This window comes from Hoylesella loescheii DSM 19665 = JCM 12249 = ATCC 15930, from assembly GCF_000378085.1.
GTDB classification, from domain to species: Bacteria; Bacteroidota; Bacteroidia; order Bacteroidales; family Bacteroidaceae; genus Prevotella; species Prevotella loescheii.
Genome location: NZ_KB899228.1, coordinates 14,790 through 35,476, shown reverse-complemented (window position 1 = coordinate 35,476; position 20,687 = coordinate 14,790). Strand labels below are relative to the sequence as shown.

General features: G+C 47.2%; 14 protein-coding genes. 7 read left to right on the top strand and 7 right to left on the bottom strand.

The features are described from left to right. Nucleotides 1-17 precede the first annotated feature (17 nt). Entirely contained in the window at nt 18-1,433 is a 1,416-nt protein-coding gene (locus F453_RS0113155) for an alkaline phosphatase family protein (protein ID WP_018968426.1), read from the bottom strand. After that, entirely contained in the window at nt 1,430-2,620 is a 1,191-nt protein-coding gene (locus F453_RS0113150; protein WP_018968425.1) for an Lnb N-terminal periplasmic domain-containing protein, read from the bottom strand. Before F453_RS0113150 ends, F453_RS0113155 begins: the two co-directional genes overlap by 4 nt. A gap of 175 nt (nt 2,621-2,795) precedes the next feature. Between F453_RS0113150 and bamG the strand changes: the two genes are divergently transcribed. From bamG to F453_RS14425, 6 genes are all read left to right on the top strand, one after another. Next, the gene (gene bamG / locus F453_RS0113145; RefSeq protein WP_025790145.1) at nt 2,796-4,091 is read left to right on the top strand and encodes a BamG family beta-barrel-assembly machinery protein; all 1,296 of its coding nucleotides are present in this window, start codon (nt 2,796-2,798) and stop codon (nt 4,089-4,091) included. Nucleotides 4,092-4,155: 64 nt separating this feature from the next. Continuing rightward, nucleotides 4,156-4,773, top strand: coding sequence for an LPS export ABC transporter periplasmic protein LptC (locus F453_RS0113140; RefSeq protein ID WP_026292590.1), 618 nt, complete (start codon nt 4,156-4,158; stop codon nt 4,771-4,773). A gap of 67 nt (nt 4,774-4,840) precedes the next feature. Next, complete coding sequence (locus F453_RS0113135) at nt 4,841-6,115, top strand: hemolysin family protein (RefSeq protein ID WP_025790143.1); 1,275 nt, start codon at nt 4,841-4,843, stop codon at nt 6,113-6,115. A 181-nt stretch (nt 6,116-6,296) separates the two neighbouring features. Next, nucleotides 6,297-8,438 carry a peptidylprolyl isomerase gene (locus F453_RS0113130; protein WP_018968421.1) on the top strand — a complete coding sequence of 714 codons (2,142 nt, stop codon included), beginning with the start codon at nt 6,297-6,299 and terminating at the stop codon, nt 8,436-8,438. Between the two features lie 179 nt (nt 8,439-8,617). Beyond that, the gene (locus tag F453_RS0113125) at nt 8,618-9,484 is read left to right on the top strand and encodes a hypothetical protein (RefSeq protein WP_018968420.1); all 867 of its coding nucleotides are present in this window, start codon (nt 8,618-8,620) and stop codon (nt 9,482-9,484) included. A gap of 515 nt (nt 9,485-9,999) precedes the next feature. Next, nucleotides 10,000-10,437 (top strand): DUF6078 family protein, encoded by a 438-nt coding sequence (locus tag F453_RS14425; RefSeq protein WP_033404343.1) that lies wholly within the window; start codon nt 10,000-10,002, stop codon nt 10,435-10,437. A 398-nt stretch (nt 10,438-10,835) separates the two neighbouring features. Here the strand turns inward: F453_RS14425 and F453_RS0113115 are convergent, their stop codons facing one another. The 5 genes from F453_RS0113115 to F453_RS0113090 all read right to left on the bottom strand — a co-directional run bounded on the left by F453_RS0113115 (nt 10,836) and on the right by F453_RS0113090 (nt 19,123). After that, entirely contained in the window at nt 10,836-11,195 is a 360-nt protein-coding gene (locus F453_RS0113115) for a hypothetical protein (protein ID WP_025790142.1), read from the bottom strand. A 1,157-nt stretch (nt 11,196-12,352) separates the two neighbouring features. Beyond that, nucleotides 12,353-15,181 (bottom strand): excinuclease ABC subunit UvrA, encoded by a 2,829-nt coding sequence (gene uvrA, locus F453_RS0113105; RefSeq protein WP_018968416.1) that lies wholly within the window; start codon nt 15,179-15,181, stop codon nt 12,353-12,355. 82 nt (nt 15,182-15,263) lie between these two features. Beyond that, complete coding sequence (locus tag F453_RS0113100; protein ID WP_018968415.1) at nt 15,264-15,962, bottom strand: T9SS type B sorting domain-containing protein; 699 nt, start codon at nt 15,960-15,962, stop codon at nt 15,264-15,266. A 1-nt stretch (nt 15,963) separates the two neighbouring features. Continuing rightward, on the bottom strand, nt 15,964-18,159 hold the full coding sequence (locus F453_RS0113095; protein ID WP_018968414.1) for a tetratricopeptide repeat protein: 2,196 nt from the start codon (nt 18,157-18,159) through the stop codon (nt 15,964-15,966). Nucleotides 18,160-18,199: 40 nt separating this feature from the next. After that, nucleotides 18,200-19,123, bottom strand: a complete 924-nt coding sequence (locus F453_RS0113090; RefSeq protein ID WP_018968413.1) for an ABC transporter substrate-binding protein — start codon at nt 19,121-19,123, stop codon at nt 18,200-18,202. A gap of 127 nt (nt 19,124-19,250) precedes the next feature. On the opposite strand from F453_RS0113090, the gene radA reads away from it, so the two are divergent. Beyond that, nucleotides 19,251-20,639: a DNA repair protein RadA gene (gene radA, locus F453_RS0113085; RefSeq protein ID WP_018968412.1), complete on the top strand. Its 1,389-nt coding sequence runs from the start codon at nt 19,251-19,253 to the stop codon at nt 20,637-20,639. Nucleotides 20,640-20,687 lie beyond the last annotated feature (48 nt).

Below are 20,687 nucleotides of genomic sequence, written 5' to 3'. Positions count from 1 at the left end.
CCGCCTTTATCGTAGATTTATTTAAGTGGGAGCGGCGGTACAACACAGGCATTAGGTGCCCTGATGCGGATAAAACGGGCAATGGTGGGCGCAATGCGATTGGTAGTTACGGGCGTAGAAACGGTATTGGATTTCACGCCCGCTCCGTAAATGATGATGGGGAAGGGAAGGCTGCCGGTTACGGGCAACTGTTCTTCCTTGGTCTCTTCGTTGTAAACCTTCCATCCTGGTACAACTTTCACGATGATGTCTCCGCTAACGGCATGGTTGAAAGCATTGCGCACTTTCGATGAAACACCATTGTCTACCAGCAGTTGGTCGGCTGTGTACACTTCTTTCACACCCGCAATCTGTACAAGAAATTCGCGTGCGTGGCGCAAAACCTCGCTTAGGTTGATGCGTTTTTGTTCTAGGATGGTTTTATTGAGATATATCTCGTTGTTCAAGACGCCATCTACCAATCGGTTAATGCCGTAAATCGCGTTGAGATACATGTTCAGGAGGTTGGCCGTTCGGTTAATATAGAACGTGCCAGTGGGTACGTTGTATTTGGCGTAGTTTTGTATATTGCTCTCAGAACGTCCAGTGGCGGTGAGCACAAAAAGCACGTTTTCTTTGCCCACCTTTTGTTCGATGTTCAGAATAAGGTCGGCAAGAGTCTTGTCTAGTTCCCTATAAGTGGCCTCTCGGGCAAGCAATGGGTTGCTTTCGGCTTTTGAATTGCTGGCCGAAAGGGTAACGAAGAGCATGTCGGTGTATGCGTCGCGCCCCATAACATGATCTCCAATGCAGTCTAATGCCAATTGGCAAGTGGCTTGATTGTCATTTTTCTTCGCTGTGTCTTGTCCTGGCATGCGCTGGTAAGTGTCAAGCCATGTTTGTGCAGAGCGAGGATAGAAGGCCGATGTTTTCCATGTTCGTGTGGCATCGTCAATCCAAAACACTCCGTCGGCAGCATGTCCGCCTTGCAAAACGGCTGCATCTTGGTTGGCAGCCACCGAAAACACCAGTGCGTTTCCGTTGCTGGCTATCTTCATCTCGTCACCGATGGTAGACGCCATGACGTTGTTTGGAGACACGAAAAACTTCTTGTCGAAGGTGCATCCCACAGGACGGAGCGTTTCGCGACTAATCCATCGTTCGGCCGTTATTCCGTTATCGGCTGGCGAAGCGCCTGTGACGATGGCCGTTGTGGCCGAAGCCAGGTTTACGGGAGCGAAATCGTATTGGGCGTTTTCGTACACCACGCCTTCTCGGAGCAACTTTTTGAAACCACCATTGCCGTAAAGTGCGGCGAATTGTTCCATGTCGTCGCTGTTCAGTTGGTCAACGGTTATGCCCACAACAAGGCGCGGAACGGCCACGTTAGGCTGTGCCTCGCATTCGATGTTGGCAAGTGTGGCCAACGCAAAGAGGGTTATGTACTTGTTCATGCCCTTTTATGTCGATATAATAAATACATGTATCTGATAAGCAAAGATAGTGCCAAAAACCTCACTCCTTCGGCATAATGCTGGAAAAAGCCACCAATGAGGAAGAGTACGATGAGTATGCACCATATTTTTATGCCACGCAAGAACTGCGTTTCCTTGCTTTTTTTCACGGCCCTATATATATATAATAATGTGTAGGGACAGAAAAAGAGTATTTGGAGGTTAATGCTAACGGTGGGATGTTGCGAGAAAATCATCACAAATAATATGATGCCAATCAATCCGCACAGAAGAAGCCAAAAGGCATCAAACCATCTGAAGCGCGTGTTAAGCTTGCTTTCGATGGCCGTTGTGCCGAGAATAATCGCCGCAAGAATGAGCATAAAGGCCGTGGGCGATAGGGGAAATGAAGACGAGGAGGTTTGAACGCCAGGTTGAACCACCCATCCCGATGAAGCTATAAGCTTGCGTTTGGAGCCAGAACCATTGTTTAGCGTGGCGCTTTCGAAGTCGTTCATCAGGTTCGCAGGCAGAAATTGGCGTTGCGCCCTGTCAATGGGCAGGTCGGCCTTAATGCCTAGCAGCATGTCGTTGCCAAACCTTATCCAAGGTGTGTTGTTGGCGCATTGGCGTACAATTTGGCGATATGAGGTGGTGTCATGGCTTTTTTCTGGAGTATAGTCCACGCGAGCTTGCAGATGGTTGGTAATCATGTCGCGCGCCCGGGTGGTACAATTATCGTAGAAGTAGTTGTACCTATACACCCGATTTTGTGGCTCGTAGTTGGTGTCGATAGCCTTGGCGATGGCCAGTTTCTCTTCGGGCGTGAGGTTAAGCACCTGCTCGTACACGCCACTTCCGTACGAGGCGTATTGCGTGCAGAAAGCTTCGAAGGGTTCGATGCCCATTTCATAGTCGGTAAGTCCGAATACGAAACGCAACACGAAATAGGGTTTGTGAAACGAGAACATGCCATAGTTCACGGCCAAGTCTGTTCCGCGCGCCAGGTCCTGATACCTGATGGCGGTGTGTCCGTAAATGCTATACACCTCTTCATGGGGTTGACAGGTGAGCAGGGATATACGCACGGCGTCCATATCCTTTAAGGCAAGTGTGCCTTGGGCCTGTGCCGAGAGTTGGAAAGCACAGAGCAAAACAGCGGCAAAAAGCTGCCGCAAAAGCAACATAATTGGTTTCACGATGCAAAAATAACCTTATTTTTGAACATTTGATGCGATTATATCGTTTTTTTTCGATAATTTTGCCCCTAATTTGGCGTACCATAGCAAGTCGGTATGTTTTTCGCCACGTTTAAAACGAATACATGGGGCCACGAGCTCCGTAATAAAGATATAACTCATAATGAAGAAAGTAATTGGCATTGTCTTAGCGTCGGCCGTCGGTATGGTGGCCTTTGCGCAGAGTGGAACTAATTCTCCTTACAGTCAGTTTGGTTTAGGTGTGCTTTCCGAGCAGTCCAGCGGATTTAATCGAGGCATGAACGGATTGGGGTTAGGCTTCCATGAAGGCAATCAGGTGAACTACCTTAACCCCGCATCTTATGCCCGACTAGATACACTTACGTTTCTTTTCGACGCAGGTTTCTCGTTGCATCTCACCAATTTTGAGGAAAATGGCGTGAAGCGCAACGCTAAAAACGCCAATATAGAATATGTGGTGGCAGGGTTTAAAGTAGGCCGTAAGCTAGGATTTAGCTTCGGTTTGATACCTTTCACAAATGTCGGATACGAGTATTCGTCAACTAGCGCATTGACAAATCAACCTGGTTCGACCACCCTTACTAACACCTATACGGGCACGGGTGGCGTTCGTCAGGCTTATTTGGGTGTTGGTTGGGAACCCATCAAGGGCTTAGCCGTGGGTGCTAACGTGTCTTATATGTGGGGAGATTACGACCGTAGGTTTATCAACAGTTACAGCGACGCTTCTGCCAACAGTGTTGTTAAACAGTATACGGTAGACATCAGAAACTATAAGGTGGATTTCGGTGCGCAGTACACTGCCAAATTGTCGGCCAAAGACTATATCACACTGGGTCTAACGTTCAGTCCTACGCATAAAATAGGCGGTAAACCCGAAGTTCAAAAGATATTAACCAACTCGCAAACGAACGTATCGGACACCACCTCATACGGTGGAGACTTCGACCTAAGCATACCTAACAGCTTTGGGGTGGGCCTTATGTGGAATCACAACGACAAGTTCAAGGTAGGTGTCGACTATACACTTCAGCAGTGGGCAAGTGTAAAATTCCCCAGCTTTGAAACCGAAGGGGGCGTTTCTACCTTTGCACTGCGCGACAATTTACTTACCGATAGGCATAAGTTTACCCTTGGTGGCGAATTCTGTCCTGCACCGCTTAGCCGCAAATTCTTCAATCGGGTGCATTATCGTGCAGGTGTTTCGTACACCACTCCTTATATAAAGGTGTATGGTAACGATGGTCCAACGGAGATGAGTGCCAGCATTGGCTTTGGCGTTCCTATCATCAACGTCTACAACAACCGTTCGTTCCTCAACATTAGCGCACAGTGGGCACGTTCCACTTCCAAGAACTTCATCACCGAAAATGTGTTCCGCATCAACGTCGGACTAACGTTCAACGAGATGTGGTTCAGGAAAATGAAGCTGGAATAACCTCATTTCTATCGTATAACCCCTGCGCATGTACACCTTGTTCAGAGCTTCGGGCTTAGCGTTTATGCTGAGTTGCATTGTGATATTAACCGCTTGCGAGCAGGCGGTTGAACATCTTGCACCTGCAGTAAACCCCAGAGACTCTGTGCCAACGATGGTAACCTATGGCGTTAACACGCTTATTTCCGATTCTGGAATCGTGAAATATCGAATCGTTACCGAGCGATACGAGGTGAATCAAGTGAAGAATCCACCGCGTTGGACCTTCGACAAGGGTGTGTTTCTCGAAGAATTCGACGAAAATTTCCACGTACAACTCTACATACAGTGCGATACGGCGTACTATTACGACCAAGAACGCCTGTGGGAACTACGTGGAAGGGTACGCGTGAAAACCAAAGACGGTGTGCGCTTTTATAGCGAAGAGCTGTATCGCGATGAAAACAGGCACGAGCTTTACTCCAATAAGTTCTCGCGACTGATCACCCCCGACCGACAGTTGGAGGGCAATTACTTCCGTAGTGATGAGCGTATGACCAAGTATTACGTGTCTAACTCAAAGGGTTCGTTTGCACGAACCGACATCGCTGGCAAGAACGACACCCTTAGTTCGGCCCCCGACACCCTCAAAGAGGCCGTTCGACCTTCGGCCATGCCTCAACGTAAGTCGGGTGGATGGTAACTGTAGTTTGTGCCAACGCACGGCTCAACACATCAACCTATAACAAAAAGACAATTCTCAGTTCTATATGGACGACCCTATTAGTATAAGCCTTGTTCTCGGAATACTCGTCACAATGGTGTTTTCCGCTTTCTTCTCGGGCATGGAAATAGCCTTTATCACCAGCAATCGCATGCTTGTGGAGATGGACAAGGAACGTAATGGCCTCTCACAAAAGGTGCAGGCCATATTCTATAAAAATCCCAACAACTTTGTAAGCACAATGCTTGTGGGCAACAATATTGCGCTTGTTGTCTATGGCATACTTATCGCCAAACTTTTCGATAACACCATCTTTCGTGGCATGGACGCCAGTTTTACGGTGCCTGCCGATACCATTCTCTCTACGCTCATTGTGCTTTTTACGGGAGAGTTCTTGCCTAAGACCTTCTTTAAGAGCAATCCCAACAGGCTTTTCGCCCTCTTTGCCGTGCCGGCTTACCTGTGTTATCTCTTGCTTTGGCCTTTCAGTCGGTTCTCAACCTTCCTTGCACGCATCCTGATGCGCATCGCTGGCGTTCGTATTGAGAAAGAAAACGAGAACATTCTCTTTTCAAAGACCGACCTAGACTACCTTGTACAAACCAGTTTAGACAGTGCCAAGAGCGAAGACGACATCGACGACGAGGTGAAAATCTTTCAAAATGCCCTTGAATTTAGGGATACCAAGGTGCGCGATTGTATGGTGCCGCGAACCGAAATCAATTCGGTAGACCTCAATAATTGTACCATCGACGAGCTTACACAGATGTTTATCGAAAGCGGAAACTCGAAACTCATCGTCTATCAAGAAGATATCGACCACATTGTGGGTTATATCCATTCCTCCGAGCTGTTTAGAAACCCCGAGCAATGGAAGCAACACATCCGCAAAATGCCATTCGTTCCCGAAACAATGGCAGCCCAAAAGCTGATGCAAACCTTCCTGATGCAGAAGCGAAGCTTAGGAGTTGTGGTCGACGAGTTTGGTGGAACGAGTGGAATTGTTTCGCTTGAGGACATCGTAGAAGAGATATTCGGTGACATTGAAGACGAACACGACAACCAGAAATATGTGGCCAAACAAACGGCAGAGGGCGAATATGTGCTCTCGGCACGCTTGGAGATTGATAAGGTGAACAATATGTTCGGCCTAGACCTACCCGAAAGCGATGACTATATGACCATCGGCGGACTTATTTTGCACCATTATCAAAGCTTCCCAAAGATAAACGAAGAGGTAAACATTGGGCCTTACCAATTCCGTATTCTTAAAAACACGATGAACAAAATTGAACTCGTGAAGCTAAAAGTGCACCAATAAAGCCACTTTTTGCACGAAACGTTAAAGAATATCATATCTTTTTCGTATTTTTGTGCGCATTTTAAAAGCTCATTCGCCATTGCCAATTGCTTTTGTCATGCAAACGGTGGCGGCGTGATAGCAGCTTGGGGGGTATCCCAAACCAAAGCTTGAATAAATAAATTAAATAACTAAAATAATAATGGCAGTATTAGGAAAAATTAGAAGCCGTGGCATGATTCTCATCGGAATCATTGGTCTTGGCTTGTTGGCATTTATTGCCGAAGAAGCATTCCGCTCTTGCGAGGCCACCCGCAACAACCAGCGACAGCAGGTTGGCGAAGTGTATGGCGAGAAAATCAGCGTTCAGGAATTCCAAAAGATGGTTGACGAATACGCTGAAGCTATCAAAATGCAACAAGGTCAGGATAACCTGAACGACGAGCAGCTTAACCAAGTGAAGGACATGGTTTGGAATACCTATGTACAAAACAAGCTCGTGGAAAAGGAAGCCAAAGAGTTGGGCCTCACCGTTACCGACCAAGAGATGCAAAACATCTTGAATCAGGGTACCAACCCCATGCTGATGCAGACGCCCTTTGTTAACCAACAGACGGGACGCTTCGACGCTAGCTCGCTGAAAAAGTTCTTGGCCGAGTACAAGAACCAACAAACAGCGAACCCACAGATGGCTCAACAATACGAATCCATCTATAAGTATTGGACGTTTATCGAGAAACAGCTGCGCACGCAGTTGCTGGCTCAGAAGTATCAAAGCCTGCTGGCCCACTGTTTGCTCTCTAACCCTGTTGAAGCTAAGATGGCTTTCAAGGAAGAGAACGAAGAAAGCCAGATACAATTGGCCGCTTTCCCTTATTCGAGCATCGAAGATAGCAAGGTGCAAGTTTCCGAGTCAGACCTCAAAGCCAAATACGAAGAACTGAAACCGCGCTTTAAACAATATGTTGAAACACGCGATATCAAGTATGTTGATATACAGGTAGACGCTTCAACTGCCGATAAGGCTGCTCTAAGAAAGCAGTTCGCCGACTATACGAAAGAGCTTGCTGAGGCTGCCGACCCTGCTGACGTGGTGCGTAAGAGCACTTCGTCGGTAAGCTATTTGGGTCTTCCCGTAGGCAAGGAGGCTTATCCTGGCGACATCGCAGCACGTCTCGACTCAATGGGTGTTGGCTCGGTGTACGGTCCGGTTGAGAATACGCAAGACAATACACTGAACCTTATCAAGCTTGTTGCAAAGGTTCAACTGCCCGACTCTGTGGAATATCGCCAAATTCAAGTGGGTGGCATAACGCCCGAAGCTGCACACAAGACGGCTGACTCTATCTATAACGCCCTGAACAACGGTGCCGACTTCGAGGCTTTGGCTAAGAAATACGGTCAAACGGGTGAGAAAACGTGGATGACCACGCGCCAATATCAGATGGCTCCTTCAATGGATAAAGACACCAAAGACTATATCAATAGCCTCAACACAATGGGTGTTAACGACATTAAGAACATTACGCTGGCACAGGGCAATATCATTTTGCAGGTGCTTAACCGCAAGGCCATGGTAACTAAGTACCAAGCAGCTGTCGTGAAGCGCAATGTTGAGTTCTCGAAAGAAACCTATCGCACAGCTTACAATAAGTTTAGCTCTTTCGTTAGTGCCAACCCAACGGCCGAAAGCGTAGTGAAGAACGCCGCAAAGAGTGGCTATCGTGTACAGGAAGCTAAGGATGTTACCACCGCTCAACACAACTTGGCTGGCATCCGCAGCACTCGCGAAGCCTTGAAATGGCTCTTCGACGCTAACGAAGGTGACGTTTCGCCCCTTTATGAGTGTGGTGACAACAACCACCTACTGCTTGTTGTACTCGATCGCATTAATCCAATTGGCTACCGCAGCCTTAACGACCCACAGGTAAAGGAGATGGTGAAGGCCGAAGTGATAAGGGATAAGAAGGCCGAACAGATTTTGGCCAAGCTCAATGGCGTAACCAGCATTGCTGCTGCACAGGCTAAGGGTGGCGTAGTAACGCCTGTTAACCAGGTTACTTTTGCTTCACCCGTGTTCCTAACGGCAACAGGTGCAAGCGAACCTGCACTTAGCGGTGCTGTTGCTGCTACGGCCAAGGGTGCGTTTGATAAGACTCCCGTTAAGGGTAACGCTGGCGTTTACATGTTTCAAGTAACTGGTCGCACGATGCGCCCTGTGAAATATAACGCCAAAGAAACAGAACTGCGCCTCCGTCAGCGTGCTATGCAGTATGTAGGCAACTTCATGAACCAGTTGTATATCAATGGCAAGGTGGTAGACAACCGCTATTTGTTCTTCTAAATCATTGCTACAAACAGAGGTTAAAGGTAGCTTCGATTGTTCCTAGAACATTAAAAACGACTTTTAACCCCAGCGAGATAATCGCGCTGTTGTGTGCCAACGCGATACACACAGTAGCGAATAACAGTCAACATAATGGCTCCGAACAAGTTTCGGAGCCATTTTTTAATTTTTAAACAATGAAAACAAAAGAGATGTATGTTTGGCGCACGCTCGCCTCTTTCTTAGTTGTGCTGTTTTCTATGCCCTTGGGTCATGCGCTGATGATTATCATGGAGCATACCATGGAGCCTTCTGCCATGCACGTTGCAGGTTTCCTTTTGGGGCTTGTAGGTCTTATCATGGTTATTGTTGGCGTGTTCGTCAAGGGCGATACGCGGCAAACCATTTGGGGCTTGTTAGGTGGTCTGCTCTTTTGGACAGGTTGGGTAGAGTTCCTTTTCCTCTATTACGCTCGCCGTTATGGTGTTCAGCCCGAAATAGAGAATGGTGAAATTGTTACCAAACCCGAATATCTCATCATGCCCGCATCGTTTGGTTTGTGGATGATGGTGATGGTTATGTACATCTTTAGCACACGCAACGGTTGCGATTTCATCACGTGGATACAGAAGGTTTGTTTTCGCGACCAGCGCAAAGTTATCGTTGCACAACCCATGACGCGCCATACCAGCATCGTAACCTTTATGGAAGTGAATATGATGTTGTGGGGTTGCTATCTGCTTTTGATGTTTTGTTACGACAAGAATTTCCTTGGCGACCATCACCCCGTAACCTTCCTCGTTGGCCTTGGTTGTCTTGTTGGTTCGCTTTTCATGTTCAAACGCCAGTTATATTTGGCTTCATGGGGAGCCAATATCCGCATGGCCATCGCCACGGTTATCGTCTTTTGGACGCCTGTAGAGATACTCGGACGTATCAATTTCTTTAAGGAGTTTTGGACAGAACCCCAACATTACGTCTTCGAGTTATCTTCCATCCTCGTTGTTTTCATTATCCTACTGCTGTATCTTTGGTTTAAAGGGGCGAAGAAAAAGAAGGGATAGCATGCCGTTTGCTTAGCTCCAAGCAGTTTGGGCATTGCAATAAGAAATAAATGATATGTGCGTTATACACTTGCTTGTTGTGTACAGGTCGCGTGTAAGCGCACTTATCATTATTATACACATTGTAACGGTGTTAATGCGCCTTGGATTTTAAAACCGTTGTAAGTGTTTTTGCACCGCTTATCTTACGTAGCTTACACCATAAATAATACATGCGCGCGCGAGGGGATAGCTTTTTCCACATGCTTTTCTTCCTTGATTTTATACTCTTTAGATGTTTAAGCGATGTTCTTATTAACCAAAACTTTGCACATCTTGTCAGAACCTTGATAAGTGAACGTTTTACTGGGTAGCATAATTTTTTTCGTATCCGCGTAAACTTTTTATGCCTTCCCAGCGTCTAATGCATGTTTATATTAACCAAAAACGGTGCTTTGGCACATCGGCATGTTGCCATACGCACTTCATATCGTTAGTATGTTAACCATATTATCAACTTTTTAATTTAAATCATTATGTCTTACACAACATTCGATTTTAGGTCCGTACCTTGCGATTGGACCTTGTGTTTCATCCACAATTGCCCTTTGAAGGCAACATGTATGCGTTATTTTGTTGGCGAACAGGTACCAATGAGCGAAACGTGGGGCTCTGCCGTCTATCCAACGGCATTGCAGGGAAATGTTTGTAAACACTATTTTGAAAAGCGTGTTATACGCGTTGCGTGGGGATTTGATATGCTTTTCAGTGAAGTGAAACGTAAAGACGATGTCCCGTTGCGAGAGCAAATCAAGGAGTTTCTTGGCGGACACGGCACATACTATTGCTATATGCATGGCAAAAGGATGCTTAACCCCGAACAGCAAACATGGATTCTCGACCTCTTTCGAAGCTATGGCTACACCACAAACCTTGTTTTCGATCATTATGCCAATGTTTTCGATTTCGGTTAAATTGTATTTGGTCAGTACAAATGGTCTTGTACGGCGACTACAAACAAGTTGTAGCCCCACTACAAGCCTATTGTAGCGTCACTACAAAGCGCTTGTAGTGTCAGTACAAAGCACTTGTAGTCACACTACAAACGGTCTTGTACTGAAATCGTTTGAGCTATATGCCAAAGCGGATAGACACTAATTGCAATCTAAGAAGCGGTTGATACGAGATGCATCAGCCGCTTCTTCATTATATATCTCTTATAAGTAAGCGAATAAGACCTTTGAATGCCAACATTGAAGAGTAGCCTTAAAGCATTGGTCTTCTTGTATGGCATGGAGGATGTAAACGCCCTTTTCCCCTATTAGCGGTTTAACTTAACGCTTCCGCGTGTAACATCTATTTCATATTTTGTTTATTTGCAGGGTCTCACAATTGCTTTTATGTAAATTTTGTCCCAAGTAACTATATCGTGTGTGGGTATTGTCTTTACCACAATAAAACATATAATCTTTCCTTCTTCGAAAGTTTCGTCGGGTAGATTGAATTTGTTAAAATAAACCCTAGTTAAAATACTAGGTTTTTTCCCGTTGGGTAATAGCGTGGCATCAGTGGCTACATAGTCATCGTCCATGACACCCACAACCTTTGCTTCATAACGCCCTAAACAGCAAGAATTCTCTTCTTCCTCGGCATTATGATGGCTACAACCCATTAATAAAGAAAGCATCAGCACTGTGGCGATACCTACTAAACTGCGAAAATAGTGTTTCATCTTTTAATAAGTTTGCGTTCAACAATTAAGTTATGTCTGTCTTCGGCCTTGTCTAGTTTTATTTTTTGTGCCAAAGCAGTTTTGTTTAATTACATGTTCTTTCGCAAAAGTAGAAAAAATAATCCATTGCGCAATAAAAAACAAGCAGAAAATTTTTCGTAGCCACTAATGCATCTACAACTTGCTATGCAGGTTTGGGATAAAAAACAATCGTTATGCCAGCTGCCACTACACGGTAGTTGGCGCAACGCCACTAACATGTAAATGAACTGTTATGAGTTGTTTGTTATCTTGAACTCATATATAATAAGCGAGATCGTGATGGGACACCAAGCGTTTTACGCAAGACAAAGATACAAGAAGATGCTATGATGCCAACCGCTACACGATAGTTGACGCAATGCCACTAACATGTACATGGGCAGTTATGAGTGGTTTGTTATCTCGAACTCATATATAATAAGCGAGATCGTGGTGAGACACCAAGCGTTTTACGCAAGACAAAGATTCAAGAAGATGATATGATGCCAACTACCGCGTAGCGGTTGGCCTGTTGGTAGGGCAGGGTTGGGAGCCAAAGCGACTTACCCTGCCTAAGTTGTACCGAGAAAATTCAAGGCCGTAGGTCTTGGTCTGTTTCCGTTGAACACGCTTCTAGGTGAAGAATGGGCATAACACTCTCCTCCATCGCCCAATCATTCTGCCTGTTTATTGAGCCTATTTCCTGTTCCAGCATGTCAAACAACACCCACAAACAACCAACATTCCTATACAAACTGACCAACAGAAAAAGACCAACACCTACGGCGTTGTGTGGTCCGGAACACCGCTTAGGCAGGGTAGGTCGCTTTGGCTCCCAACCCTGCCCTATCAACAGGCCAACCGCTACGCGGTAGTTGATGTAATGCTACTAACATGTACATGGGCAGTTATTAGTTGTTTGTTATCTTGAACTCATATATAATGAGCGAGATTTGGATGGGCACTATACGCTTTATGCAAGAAGTAAAATACCTAAAATGACACAAATTTGTGTGTTTAATGCGGTATCGTATGTTTTTCTTGGTCGTAAATAACGGAATTGGGGATAAGCTAACGGCATGCTTGTTTGCCATTTGCTTATCCCCAATAGTCTTAAATGTAATGCAATTTTATGCTTATTTACCCATTTCTAGTTCTTGTTTTAAGAACTTGGGGGTAAATCCAGCCTTGCTTTTGGCCACCTCTTCAGGTGTTCCTGCCGAAAGAAGGAGTCCGCCATTGCGTCCACCTTCGGGGCCCATGTCGATGATGTGGTCAGCAAGCTTAATCACATCGAGGTTGTGTTCGATGATTAGCACCGTGTTGCCACGGTCTACCAGCTTCTGTAACACGTCCATTAGGATGCGAATGTCTTCGAAATGCAGTCCTGTTGTGGGCTCGTCAAGAATGTAGATGGTTTTTCCTGTGTCGCGTTTACTTAGTTCGGTGGCCAGCTTTACACGCTGACTCTCGCCACCCGATAATGTTGTGGAAGGCTGTCCCAGCTTGATATACCCCAAGCCAACATCTTGAATGGTCTTTATTTTCTGCAAGATGTTGGGCACATTCTCGAAGAATTCCACCGCTTGGTTGATGGTCATGTCTAGCACATCGGCAATGCTCTTGCCCTTATATCTCACTTCCAGCGTTTCGCGATTATAGCGTTTGCCATGGCAAACCTCGCAAGGCACCATCACATCGGGCAGTACGTTCATCTCGATGGTTTTGTATCCGTTGCCCGAACAAGTTTCGCAACGGCCACCCTTCACGTTAAATGAGAAGCGACCAGGCTTATAACCCCTTATCATCGCTTCGGGAAGGTTTACGAAAAGATTGCGAATGTCGTTGAAAACACCAGTGTAGGTTGCAGGATTAGAACGTGGCGTGCGCCCAAGAGGCGATTGGTCTACGTTCACCACTTTGTCTACGTTGTCTATTCCCTCAACTTTGTCGAACGGCATGGGCTTTTTCAGCGAGCGATAGAAGTGTTGCGAGAGTATGGGTTGTAGTGTTTCGTTGATGAGCGTTGACTTCCCAGAGCCGCTCACACCAGTAACGACAATCAGTTTGCCTAAGGGTATCTCTACATCAACGTCTTTCAGGTTGTTACCTTTTGCTCCGCGTATCCAAATACTTTTGCCATTGCCCTCGCGTCTGTGGCTGGGTACTTCTATTTTCATGCGTCCGTTAAGGTAATTAGCGGTGATGGTGTCGCCCGCCAGCATGTTTTTAGGCACGCCTTGATACACCACTTCGCCCCCTTTACGGCCTGCCTTGGGGCCAATGTCAATGATATAGTCGGCAGTTAGCATCATATCTTTGTCGTGTTCCACAACGATGACCGTGTTGCCAAGGTCTCGCAGCTCTTTAAGAGAGGCTATCAGCCGTTCGTTATCACGCTGGTGCAGACCAATACTTGGCTCGTCGAGGATGTAAAGCACGTTAACGAGTTGCGAACCAATCTGCGTGGCGAGTCTGATACGTTGGCTTTCGCCACCCGAAAGCGATACCGACTGACGGTTAAGCGTGAGATAATCTAGCCCCACTTCGAGTAGGAAGCTCACGCGCGTTCGTATTTCCTTCACAATTTCTGCCGCAATCTTGCGCCCTTTGGTGTCAAGGTGTTCCTCTACGTTATCTAGCCACGTCTTCAAGTCACTGATATCCATGTTCGCCAGCTCGGCAATGTTCTTGTCCCACACTTTATACGCCAGCGATTCGCGTTTTAGTTTCTGCCCTTTACAGTCTGGACACTGGCACGTGGCTAAGAATTGGTCGGCCCATTTCTGACTGCTGGCCGAGTCGTCGTTGTCCATTACGCTCTTCAGATACTTTATCAGGCCGTCGTAAGTGCTGAAAAAGTCGCTCGAAGTATGTACCAACTCCTTTGCAATCTTCACCCTTTCCATCGAACCATACAGTATTTCGTCGAGCGCATCGGTAGGAACATCCTTGATGGCAGTCTTTAATTCGCAGTCGTATTTCTTGAGAATGGCGTCAATCTGCCAAAAAATCATTTGGTTCTTATACTTTCCCAGCGGGGTGATAGCGCCTTCGTGGATGCTTTTATTGGTGTCGGGGATTACCTTTTGGAGATCAATCTCGTTGACATAGCCTAATCCCTTGCACTTGGGACATGCTCCCTCGGGCGAGTTGAACGAGAAGTTGTTGGGTGCGGGTTCGGGATACGAGATGCCCGTAACGGGATCCATCAGTCGTTTGGAGTAACTTTTCAGTTCGTCGTTGTCCTTATCCAATATCATGATAACGCCGTCGCCTTGCTTCATAGCTACCTCAATGGTCTTTTTCAGGCGTTCGTCGTCCTTGCCTTGAACTTTCAACTTATCTATCACCACTTCGATGTTGTGGTTTTTATAGCGGTCTACCTTCATGCCGCGGGTTATTTCCATTACCTCGCCATCAACGCGCATGTACAGGTAACCCTTGCGTCGCATACTCTCGAACAGTTCTCGATAGTGCCCTTTTCGTTGGTGCACCAATGGCGCCAGAATGTAGATGCGCTTGTCGGCATAGCGTTCTAAAATCATTTGTATCACCTTTTCTTCGGTGTACTTCACCATTTTCTCGCCTGTGGCGTAGCTATACGCAGTGCCGGCACGTGCATAAAGCAGTCGCAGATAGTCGTAAATCTCGGTTGTTGTGCCTACGGTAGAGCGTGGGTTCTTGTTGGTTGTTTTCTGTTCGATGCTGATAACGGGACTTAGTCCTGTTATCTTGTCTACGTCGGGACGTTCCATTCCACCCAAGAAGTTGCGAGCGTAGGTTGAGAACGTTTCCATATAGCGACGTTGACCTTCGGCAAAGATGGTGTCGAAAGCCAACGACGACTTGCCCGACCCTGAGAGGCCGGTGATGACCGTGAGGCTATTGCGCGGTATTTCCACATCTACGTTTTTGAGATTGTGCACTCGCGCGCCCCACACATTTATCTTTTCGTCTTGCATTTTTTGTTGTCCTGTTGTTATTATTGTTGGGCGGTGTGCCTTTATTTAAACGCCCTTAGCTACCCCATGTAATAGGGGCACATTATTCTATATAGTTTCTTAGCAGGTTAACGTCTTTCTTGATGTTAAACACTTTACCGTCGGCACCCTTGGCGTTTACCTGTACAAAGTACACGCCCTCTTTCACATCTTGTCCGTTAAACTTGCCATCCCATCCGCCAGCGGGGTCTTTCCATTCGTAGATCTTTTGTCCCCAGCGGTTGAAGATGTATGCCTTGAACTCCACAAGCGACTGATAACCAGGCTTAGCCCGATACACATCGTTCACGCCATCGCCGTTGGGCGTAAAGGCATTGGGCATCTCCAGCTTGCTTTCGGCAATGCTTACGCGTATGGGATCGGCTGTTCTCCAATATTCTCGCGTGTATTCCACAGTGTCTCTGCCTTGCACAAAGGTGGCGTAAAGTTCCACATAGTGGGTCCCGGCCACAATAAACGTCACCTCGGTATCCTTTTCAAAGCGTGAGAGGTATGGCGTTTGGCGCTTCGGGTCGGTGTAAAATCGCCACTCGTAGTGAGCGTCCCAACCGTTGGTGTTGGCTACATTGGCTTCGAATCGTGCCCTAAGTGGGGCCGAACCTTGATAGTCGCTGCTTTGTTCTTCACCATTTGGGGTGAAGAAGGTGGCCACGGGGCTGATGGTTGGTGCGTCATCGGCGAAAGCGAAGGTTGCCATGGCCGTGAAAAGCAGTGTGAACGTGATACGTATGATAGCTTTCATCCTAATCGTTATTTATGTTTGGCGACTCGTCAGCCCTCATTTCGTCGGCCACGATGTCTGTCAATATCCTTATGTCTATCAGCGAACGCTTGTATTTCTTCGTTAGATCATCTATTCGAAGTATGGCGTTGGCCAGTCCTTTGGGTACATCATCGGGACGTACTTTCCACTTTCGAAGCGTATGCGTAAAGAGTTCAATGGCCTTCTGTATATCATTGACGAACCAATGGGCGATTGCGGCATAGAAATAATCGTCGTCGGTGGCTACATCTGCATTGCTAATGATGCTGTTTAAGATATCAATGGCCGACTCGGGTTTGTTGAGCCATAGTTCGATTTTGGCCAATAGGCGTTTCGCTTGGATGTTATCGGGCTGCTCGTAGTTCAGCTTGAACAATATCTCGCTGGCCTTTTTCACCTTTCCCGCTTGCATCTGGCCTTCAGCTAGAAATAATTCTTGTTCGGGTGTGATGCTTCCCAACTTGTATAAACGTTCCAAATGCTTCTCGGCATGGTCGAAATCTTTGTCTAGCATACACGCTTCCACATACCCTTGAATCATCTTCTTGTCTTCGGGTAGGCTCTCCATCAGGTTGGCGAAGTAGCTTTTCGCTTTCTCGTAGTCGCCTGCATGCATGGCAGCCATGGCACAGAGGTAGAGCCATTCGTCGCTGACGATTGTTGCATCAGACCCTTGCCCCTTGGTGAAAAGACGTAATAAGACGCCAAGACCTTTTCTTAAGAGAAACTTGCCAAAGGTTGTGAAGTGCGCCGATACACCCGTATGGCCCAGCAATTGGTTGTTGAAGAAAAGTCCGTGCATCGCAATTCCATCTCCTTGGAAAGGATTGTCGAACACCTCTTTCAGGTTATTGAGGAAGAAAAAGCGGTACAGGTCTTGCAAATACATGCGCCTAATGTAGGCAGGGTTGTCTTTATCTACAACCATATTGCCTTGTATCTCGAGGCCATTGGCATTGATGGCGTTTTTCAGTTCGGGAGGTATTTGCTTGGCAATCATGGCCATGGCCAAGGCCAGCGAATACTTATCCGAGTTGCAAAACGAACTGTGCTCGAATATATTTTGCTCTAATCTACTTTCGTCAAAGCCTTCTAGCGGTTTCAATTCAGGGTGTTCGGTGTAGAAAGGCATGAACCAGTTGTTGGCGCGGTTGAAGAATGGGAAGCGTTTCATTTGCGAGAAGCCCCCAAAATACACGTCCACGCCCTTTTGCTGCATGTCCATCATCCGCGTATAGCTTTTTTCCAACTCTTCCATTGCCTGTTCTTCGGCATCGGGGTTAATGATGTCTTGCAGCTTTTGTTCATCCGTTTGGTTTCCCATAACGATGTTTTGTCCGCGCATCATGGTGGGAATAATGTCGCGATTAATCTCTTGCGTGGCCTTTTCGGCATCTATGCAATACACAATTTGATATTGCAACTCGAGTAATTCGCGTTGAACGGCTTGCGAGCTAACGGTCTTATTAAGCTGTTCAATCAGGTCGGGATAAAACAAAATCTCTTCTCGGGGCAGCGTAAGTGCCCATCCCACCAAGGCCCTTTGCTTCACTTGCGGGTCTGTGGCATATTGATAGAGGTAGAGTAGGGTGGCAAACTTGCGGGCATCGAAGGCCAAGAGTAAGGCCAAGAGTAGGGCGCTGGTAAGCAATTGGGCGTCCATGCTGTCGATGGTAGGCGAGAGAAGCAACTCTTGGTAAAATGCTTTCGTCTCCTCGTTCCAATGCGTATCGGTCATGAGGTGATAGAAAAGGGCCGTCGTCAGTTCGTGATGTTCTGCGTAGATGGCCTTTTTCTTCTCTTCGTTAGTTGCCGATGGGTCGAGCGATAGCAGTGCGGTGTCTTGCACAAAGCTTTCCAATCGTTGCCTGATATCGTCTAATGGCATCGTGGCCACAGCGAAAGGCGAATAGTAATTCAGACCCGACGTGTTGCGTTTTGCGTATGCAACAATCGTGTCGTTGTACAAATGGTATGTTCTTTTCAACAAGCCGTTGTACACTTCTTCACGTTTGGGGTCGTTAAAGCCACGCCTGATGAAGTCTTTCATCAAGCGATAGTCTTCCTCGATGCCTTCTAGGCGGTCGATATATAGCTTCAACCCGTCGTTATTGATGGTTTCGCGCAGCTTATTTAGCGCCTCACCAAGTTCTCGGGTTGTGAAAATCTTTCCCATTGTGGTGTTAGGGCTAGACCTCATAGTCCATTTTATGTTCCTAATGTCGTCTGTATTCATTGCGTTGGAAGTCTTTAATGGCGTTTCTGTCTTTCTCTCTAACGGGCGTCATCTTAGCATAGGCAATCTTAGGCAATGCTCCTACAGCAGCATCGTTCAGCTGAAAGTGGGTTTTGAGCAAGTCAGCATAGTGCTGCATGCCATTTATGTTGAGCGAGTCGCATGCCCTATTGTATGCTTTAACAAAGGCGGGTAGGGCTTGGCGCACCTTTTTCTGGTCTTTGGCAGCCATGCTAAACACGGCCACCCCCAATCGAAGGTCTTTCTCCTTGGTGTCGGCCAGCACGTTGTTGTTAGCCATTCGCGCCACAGTGGCTTGTGGCTCGGATAAGAAAGCGGCGTCTATCTCGTAGCCCATAATCATTTTCAAGCGGACGAACACATTGTTAACCTGAATTCGAAACACCTCGTTCTTGGGTTTACTGCTGTCGATAATCACGGTGGTAAGGAAGTCGGTGCCCGAGAAACGAGTCATCCCCACCATCTTATCTGCCAGTTGGCGCACGTTCTTAATACGTGCATTGCGGTTGCTTATCAGCTGCCAATGCAGGTTTGTAGCCCCCGCTTCGTGCAGGTTAGCTCCCTTTTGGCGCATGCGTTCGGCCCTAACCAAGTCGGTAAACACACCCTGCACCCTGCCCCTGAGTATGGCTGTGTCGCAATCCATTTGTGCCGTGTACTTCACTAGGCGAACTTTGAGGTTTGCTTCGTCGAACAACCCCGCGGCATCTGCCACATATAGCGGCAGGCAGTCGAGTGTGGGCATCACGGCAATTCTCAGTGTCGAGTCGTTCGTCGTTTGTTGTTGGCCTTGCGTTTGGGGCGCATTACCCTTGCCATTACAAGCGAAGAGCAGCGTGGCCAGCATGGCCAAGGCGAGCGTTCGGGTGTGAAATATGGTCATTGTAAATGGTGTTTGCTGTTAAATACCTTGTTTGCCGTTTTCTTGTCGGCTTCTTCGTGGGGTTTTATCCTTGCAAATTTAGCAATAATTTTGTTGCGAAAAAAAAGATTTTGTAATTTTGTAGGCCATGGCAAAAGATAAAACAGCATACGTTTGCGACAACTGCGGGCACGAGTCGGTGAAATGGATTGGCAAATGTCCGAGTTGTGGGCAATGGAACACCTTTAAGGAAATACGCGTCGCACCCGTTGTGGCGAGTGGCGCACGACGACAAGCTGCGGGTGGGTTAGGCAATGCCTCCTCCGCAAGAAACACGCCCATGCCCATCTCGAAGGTGCAAGCCAAAGACGAACCACGCATCGACCTGCACGACGAAGAACTGAACCGCGTGCTCGGTGGCGGACTTGTACGAGGCTCCATTGTGCTGCTTGGCGGTGAACCTGGTATCGGCAAAAGCACCCTTGTGCTGCAAACCATCTTACGAATGCCCGAAAAACGCATCCTCTATGTTAGTGGCGAGGAGAGCACGCACCAATTAAAGATGCGCGCCGACCGCATTGAAGAGAACGTGGCGGATAACGTTATCGTGTTGAGCGAGAATTCTTTGGAGAAGATTTTGATGCAAGTTGACGAGGTAAAACCCGACCTCCTCGTGGTCGATTCGATACAAACCATCGAGAGCGAAGCTATTGACAGCTCGCCAGGAAGCATCGTTCAGGTGCGCGAATGTGCCTCGGCCTTGCTCAGGTTTGCCAAAACGTCGTCTGTTCCTGTGTTGCTCATCGGCCATATCAATAAGGAAGGGGTGCTGGCAGGCCCTAAAATATTAGAGCATATTGTAGATACGGTGTTGCAATTCGAGGGCGATCAGCATTATATGTACCGCATATTGCGGTCTATTAAAAATCGTTTTGGCTCCACTTCCGAACTAGGCATTTACGAAATGCAACAAAATGGCCTCCGTCCAGTGTCTAATCCCAGTGAGCTACTGCTCACTCGCGACCACGAGGGACTCTCGGGCATCGCCATTAGTTGTGCCATCGAGGGCGTACGACCGTTTTTGGTGGAGACGCAAGCCTTGGTTTCAACAGCTGCCTATGGCACTCCGCAACGCAGCACCACAGGTTTCGACCAACGCCGACTAAATATGCTCTTAGCCGTATTGGAAAAGCGTGTGGGTTTTAAGCTTATTCAGAAAGACGTTTTCGTGAATATCGCTGGCGGATTACGTGTTACCGACCTAGCCATGGACCTTAGTATCATCGCAGCTGTGCTGTCGAGCAATGTCGATACGCCAATAGATAAGGAATGGTGTATGGCTGGCGAAGTAGGACTTAGTGGCGAAGTGCGCCCCGTAAACCGCATTGAGCAGCGCATTGCCGAGGCCGAAAAGCTAGGCTTTACCGATATGGTGATACCCAAGAACAACCTTTCGGGCATCGACCCATTGCGTTATAATATCAAGCTTCACCCCGTTCGCAAGGTCGAAGAGGCGTTGCGCATCTTGTTCGGATAACGCTTCACCAACAAACTTTGTTTGCTTTCATGGCCTTTTTTGAGGGCG